The sequence below is a fragment of the Eudoraea sp. genome, assembly GCF_049665975.1.
In the GTDB taxonomy this organism is placed as follows: Bacteria; Bacteroidota; Bacteroidia; order Flavobacteriales; family Flavobacteriaceae; genus Eudoraea.
In genome coordinates, this window is record NZ_JBATGR010000212.1 from 21,937 (window position 1) to 27,936 (window position 6,000).

Here is a 6,000-nt window from a genome sequence, read left to right on the forward strand (position 1 = left end):
AAGTATACATTAAGATTAAAATCAAATCGATGTTAACAGTATTTTAAACTAAAGAGACCCCAACTTAATACGTTGAGGTCTTTTATTTTTATTACTGAATTAGTATCAAATTTGTTCTAATAAAGAATTTAAAGTTTTACTTGGTCTCATGGCACTACTCATAAGCGAAGGATCGGGCTTATAATAACCGCCAATATCCTGAGGAGTTCCTTGGGCATCAATCAATTCTTCCATAATTCTTTGGGAATTTTTTTCAAGTGAATTACCAAGTTTTGTAAAAGTATTTTTAAGTTCACTATCTTCTTCTTGATTGGCAAGAGCCCTGGCCCAGTACAGGCCTAAATAAAAATGACTTCCTCTGGTATCCAATTCACCTACTTTTCTTGATGGCGATTTATCGTTATCCAAAAATTCTTCAGTGGCTTTATCCAGTGCTTTGGCCAAAACTAAAGCCTTGATATTGTTATTTTTATTTCCATAAAAGTCGAGCGATACACTAAGTGCTAAAAATTCACCTAATGAATCCCATCTCAGATGACCTTCTTCAAGGAATTGTTCCACATGTTTTGGGGCAGAACCCCCGGCTCCGGTTTCAAACAATCCACCACCATTCATTAAGGGCACAATAGAAAGCATTTTAGCACTGGTTCCAACTTCGAGAATAGGAAACAGGTCTGTTAAATAGTCTCTCAAAACATTTCCCGACACCGAGATGGTATCTTTGCCTTCGATAATCCGATTTAGCGTAAAATTTGTAGCTTCTACAGGTGATAAAATTCTGATATCCAATCCTGAAGTATTATTTTCAGGAAGATATTTATTAACTTTTTTAATCAATTCTGCATCATGAGCACGTGCCTTATCCAGCCAGAATACAGCAGGAGTGTTCGATGTTCTTGCCCTGGATACAGCAAGTTTTACCCAATCCTGAATTGGAGCATCTTTAACCTGACACATTCTCCATATATCACCTGCTTCAACTTTATGTTTTAAAAGCTCTTCTCCTGTGAGCTTATCAATAACACTTACAAAACCACTCTTTTTAATTTCGAACGTTTTGTCATGTGAGCCATATTCTTCTGCTTTCTGAGCCATAAGGCCAACATTAGGTACAGTTCCCATGGTGCGGGGATTAAAAGCCCCATTCTTTTTGCAAAAATCTATAGTAGCTTTATAAACCCCTGCGTAGCTACTGTCAGGAATTATGGCTTTTGTATCCTGGAGTTTTCCTTCCGTATTCCACATTTGACCCGAAGTACGGATCATGGCAGGCATTGATGCATCAATAATGATGTCACTTGGTACATGGAGGTTAGTAATTCCTTTTTCCGAATTTACCATGGCAAGATCGGGACCATCTTGCAGGGCTTTCATTATATCTTCCTCAATTTCTTTTCTTTTATTCTCGGGAAGGGTCTTTAATTTTTCGTAAAGCATTTCGAGACCATCATTAGAACTAATGCCAATTTCCTCAAAAAGCTCCGTATATTTTTTAAACACTTCAGCAAAATAAACTTCCATTACATGACCAAAAATAATAGGGTCTGAAACTTTCATCATGGTTGCTTTCAGATGTACTGAGAATAGGACTTCTTTTTCTTTTGCATCTGTAAGCTGTTCTTTCAGGAAATTAAGAAGAGCCGTTTTACTCAATACGGTTGCATCAATAATCTCACCTTCCAGCAAAGCTATTTTTTCTTTTAAAATTGTTACAGAATCGTCATTAGCCGATAATAGAATTTTAACATCAGTGGCTTTTTTAATTGTTCGCGATTTTTCATTAGATTTAAAATCACCATGTGCCATTGTGGCAACATGTGTCTTTGAGGTACTATCCCAGGCACCCATTGAATGAGGGTTTTTCTTGGCATAATTCTTTATTGGTATTGGAGCCCTCCTATCAGAATTGCCTTCTCGTAATACAGGATTTACAGCACTGCCCTTAATCCGGTCATATCTTGACTTAATCTCAAAACTCTTTTCATTTTTAGGCTCATCAGGATAATCTGGTAGTTGGTAACCTTTATTTTGCAGCTCTGCAATTGCATCTTTTAACTGAGGAATTGACGCACTAATATTTGGCAATTTAATAATATTTGCTTCCGGGGTTTTTGCCAAGTTACCCAATTCAGTAAGATCATCAGGGACTTGTTGGTTTTCCCCTAAAAAATCTGGAAAAGCTGCCAAAATCCTACTCGCCAGGGAGATGTCCTTTACTTCAATGGCTACACCAGCCGTTTTAGTGAAAGCCTTTACTATGGGTAAAAATGATTGGGTTGCCAAAGCCGGTGCCTCGTCGGTTTTAGTGTATATTATTCTGGGCATAGATTAAAGTGAGTTTGTTTAAAGCGCAGCAAATATACAATTTTAACAGGTCATTAAACCACCGTTTTTTAAACTTTAATTTAAGTTAAGGCAGCTCGTCAAAGGAATGAAAGTTAAGGGTAAATATTAAAAAACAAAAGCCATATCATTGTACAAGTACATTGATATGGCTTTCTAGAAATAGCTAGCAAACTTTTTGTTCTGTACCGAAGTACAGTACTGCAACCATTGATTGCATTTGACTAACTAAATCAACGTTAGAATCTTTCTCTGTTCTTAATTTTTCAACCAAGTAACATCTGAAGGTTTCTTCTCATTGTTTTAATTCAATTATCTTAAACATATAACCTAAGCTATAAATTTAACGCAAATGAACCCACATACATCCGGAAAACTACAGCTCTCCTTCGTTACGCTCATCTCATGTTAAAATTTTGTAATAAATTACCCTACTTTAATTTTAAGACTAAACAATAATATACAGAACGTCAACTATACAATGGTTTTAATGATCTACCCTAGACAGATAAGCCCCTTAAACCATAAATTAAAAATACGTCATTTTTAAGTAATAATCAATTTTTTATAGAATTTAAAAGTCAACAATCTATGAACTTCTTTTATAAACAATTGTTCATAACTATCAAGTTTCGATTCTTTGACATTTGGAACTAGTGAACAGACCATATTAATGCAAATCGGCCTCATTTGAGGCCGATTAAAGATTAATTCTTAAAATAACATTAAGGTATGGATTCCCCTCCGTTAGGATTAGACTTTTTTAGCTGCCGTTGTATTTTCTTGATTGCAGATTCGATAGATTTTTCGGGCTCTATGATATTGTATTCACCCCAGAAATCCGGATCTGTAAAACCAATAGCGGCATCACTGAGAATAATAGAAGACTTTAATCTATCCTTAGTTTTAGGTACTTCGCCGGTAATATTTTTTTCCCAGTCTGTCACCGCCATTTCTGCGCTCATACTATAAACCGAATTGAACAGTTTTTTATCCCAGTTGATTTTAAACTCTAAAAGGACGTTACTATATCCATAATACCATCTTCCGTTTTTTTCCCTATAATCCACTCTATAGGCAATTTCAACAGGGTAAACTCTTGCATTGCGGGGTTTTTTTCTAACAAACATCTTACTGGCCTTTTCCTTATCTGTAATGTTTAAAGAATAAATAGCGCTGGTAAGAATCTTATTTTCGGCGTCAATAAATAATTTCCCCATATAAAGAGGATCAATTATTTCAGGACGTTGTTTAAAATTTATTACATAAATCAATTTATCATTTATCCTTGTGGTTCTTTCAAAACTAAAGTCATAATCATCCATGGTAACTTCATTAAAGATATATTCCGGATACTTCATAATATCTACATAAAGAGCATTAAAAGGTCCTCCCTGTAGTTTGAGTGCCAGGGTATCCAGTTTACTGTAATCTGTACTCTTTCTGGCTTTATAGAGTTGTACAGCATCTTTTTGCCCGGAAGAATAGGAGGATTTATAAATGTTCACCACAGCCTCTGAAAGAGAGACATTTTTCTTCCTTTTCTTAATAGTTTCCCGGTAAAATGCTGTCATTAGTGTAGGATCTTCAAAATAATTCTCCCCTTTTTTTCTCAGTGTTTCCTTAACCAGATTACGCGCACTTTTAGGAATAACAACATTAACTTCATCTAATTTAGTGATTGAGATTGCCAAGGCAATTTTATTATTATTTTCTTTTAATTGATTAAAAGGAATTACGGAAGTTTTATATCCTAAAAAGGCTACAATAATATTACCCTCTTTGATGCTTGTTGGAATTTTTAATAAAAATTTACCCTCGGTATTTGTTATCGTGCTAATATTACTTCCTTCCAGCGTTAGGGTAGCAAATACAAGTGGTTTATTGTTCTGAGCATCAACTACCTCCCCTTTGAATTGGTTGAATAATGTTACTTCCTGAGGGTTATCCTGGAAGAACATGGATGCATGGAGTGTTGCAGGTGTTCCCATGAACAAAATAATCCCAGCTATCGTCGATAAAAGAATATTATTTGATTTACTTAATAATATGTTTTTCATGATCTAGATTTTTAAAACTATAGTTGCAAATTTACAACCCATTTTACTCTAAATTAATGATTTTGATCATCCTATATTGTTAATATATCATAAATAATTTATTAAAATAGTGACGAAAAAGTTTTTAAGACATACAATGTATGTAAGGAAATATGTCGATAAACTTTAAATATCAGGGTAGAATCTAATAATACCGTTAGTTAATATAAAAACATAAGCAGCAAAGTAAATAACTATACTGCTTTGAGACATTGTGATTAAGTTCTTACGCTACCAATAGATTGGGCCTTCTCCGAGGTACTTTTCAGCTATGGGCAAATAATAATCCTTAATCTCTTCCAGATCATAGGTTTTATTGCATTTAGTATAGAGATCATATTTATTGAAATCTCTTATCCATTCTAAATATTTTTTGTCTTTATCACAGCGTAGCGAAGTATAACTTCCACCGCTATGCCATGGGTAGAAGGAATGATACCTTATCATAACCATTCCTTCTTCCGGAATTAGGTTTCCCTTATGGTGCTGTAATACCTGAAATAGATATTCATCATGTCCCCATGCAAGAGTAAGATTATCCAGACCACAATGCTTTTCATATATTCCTAATTCAGAACTATATCTGGAATCACTCATATCTGGATTAAGTTTATTGAATTCAGGGTAAACACATGATTCCGGCAGCGCACAACCAACGACAAAAACATCACCAACCATTCCCCACTGTTCGTCCTGACTTGTTCCATCTTCATCGTTTCCCCAAAGAAACATCACTTTTCCTAAATCATGTATCAGGCCAACTAATTGCATCCAGTCTGGTCGCTTATCTTCTCTTATTGCCTCAGCACTTTGAATAAGATGCTGTACGTTAGGCAAATCCAAATCAGGATCGCTCACGTCAATTAGGTCATTTAAATGTATCATTGCATCCCAGAGATCCATAGGCTTATTAAACATCAAATACTTCCTTTGCATATCTTGAACATATTCAAAGGTTTGTCTTTCCCGCATTTTGCGATAATGGTCTCGCACTGCGGCATTTACATCTGGTTTATTATAATCTCTAAATACTTTTTCCATACTAAACATTTCCTAGTATAAGGTACAAAATAATGGTGAATACTACCAAAAACAGGCTAAATGATCTCGCATATTTCCAAGGTTTCAGGTTTAATATTCCCGCATCTTTAATGACAAAAGTTTCCCTATTTGGATAGAACCTTGATATTAAAAGCATTACACAAATATTTAGTACAAATTCAATTCCCCATATATGCACGAAATGCAGATCTACTTTCAGAATAAAGTAACTCATGACATAAAATAACAAACCAAAGAACAGACCCGCTTTTGCCCCTGTGGCAGAAACATTTGGCAATAAAAATCCTGCTATAATGACACTTGCGATCGGGATAAAGAATATGCCGTTAAGTTGCTGCAATAGTTGATAAAGTCCTTCAGGGGCATTGGCGACAAAAGGAGCTATTCCAATGGCGAAGATCGCAAGTATAGCTGAGGTCCATTTGCCTATACGCACCAGCTTTTTTTCACCGGCATTTTTTTGGATATATCGTTTAAAAATACCCAGGCTAAAAAC

Annotated in this window: 3 protein-coding genes and 1 pseudogene; all 4 read right to left on the reverse strand. The window is 35.0% G+C overall.

What is annotated here, in order from left to right:
- Positions 1–105: 105 nt before the first annotated feature.
- Complete coding sequence (locus WBN20_RS08135) at positions 106–2,325, reverse strand: NADP-dependent isocitrate dehydrogenase (RefSeq protein WP_424281320.1); 2,220 nt, start codon at positions 2,323–2,325, stop codon at positions 106–108.
- A 743-nt stretch (positions 2,326–3,068) separates the two neighbouring features.
- Entirely contained in the window at positions 3,069–4,403 is a 1,335-nt protein-coding gene (locus WBN20_RS08140; RefSeq protein WP_424281321.1) for a carboxypeptidase-like regulatory domain-containing protein, read from the reverse strand.
- A gap of 270 nt (positions 4,404–4,673) precedes the next feature.
- Positions 4,674–5,483: an inositol oxygenase family protein gene (locus WBN20_RS08145; RefSeq protein ID WP_424281322.1), complete on the reverse strand. Its 810-nt coding sequence runs from the start codon at positions 5,481–5,483 to the stop codon at positions 4,674–4,676.
- A gap of 1 nt (position 5,484) precedes the next feature.
- Positions 5,485–6,000, reverse strand: a pseudogene (locus WBN20_RS08150) (solute:sodium symporter family transporter); the annotation flags it as partial.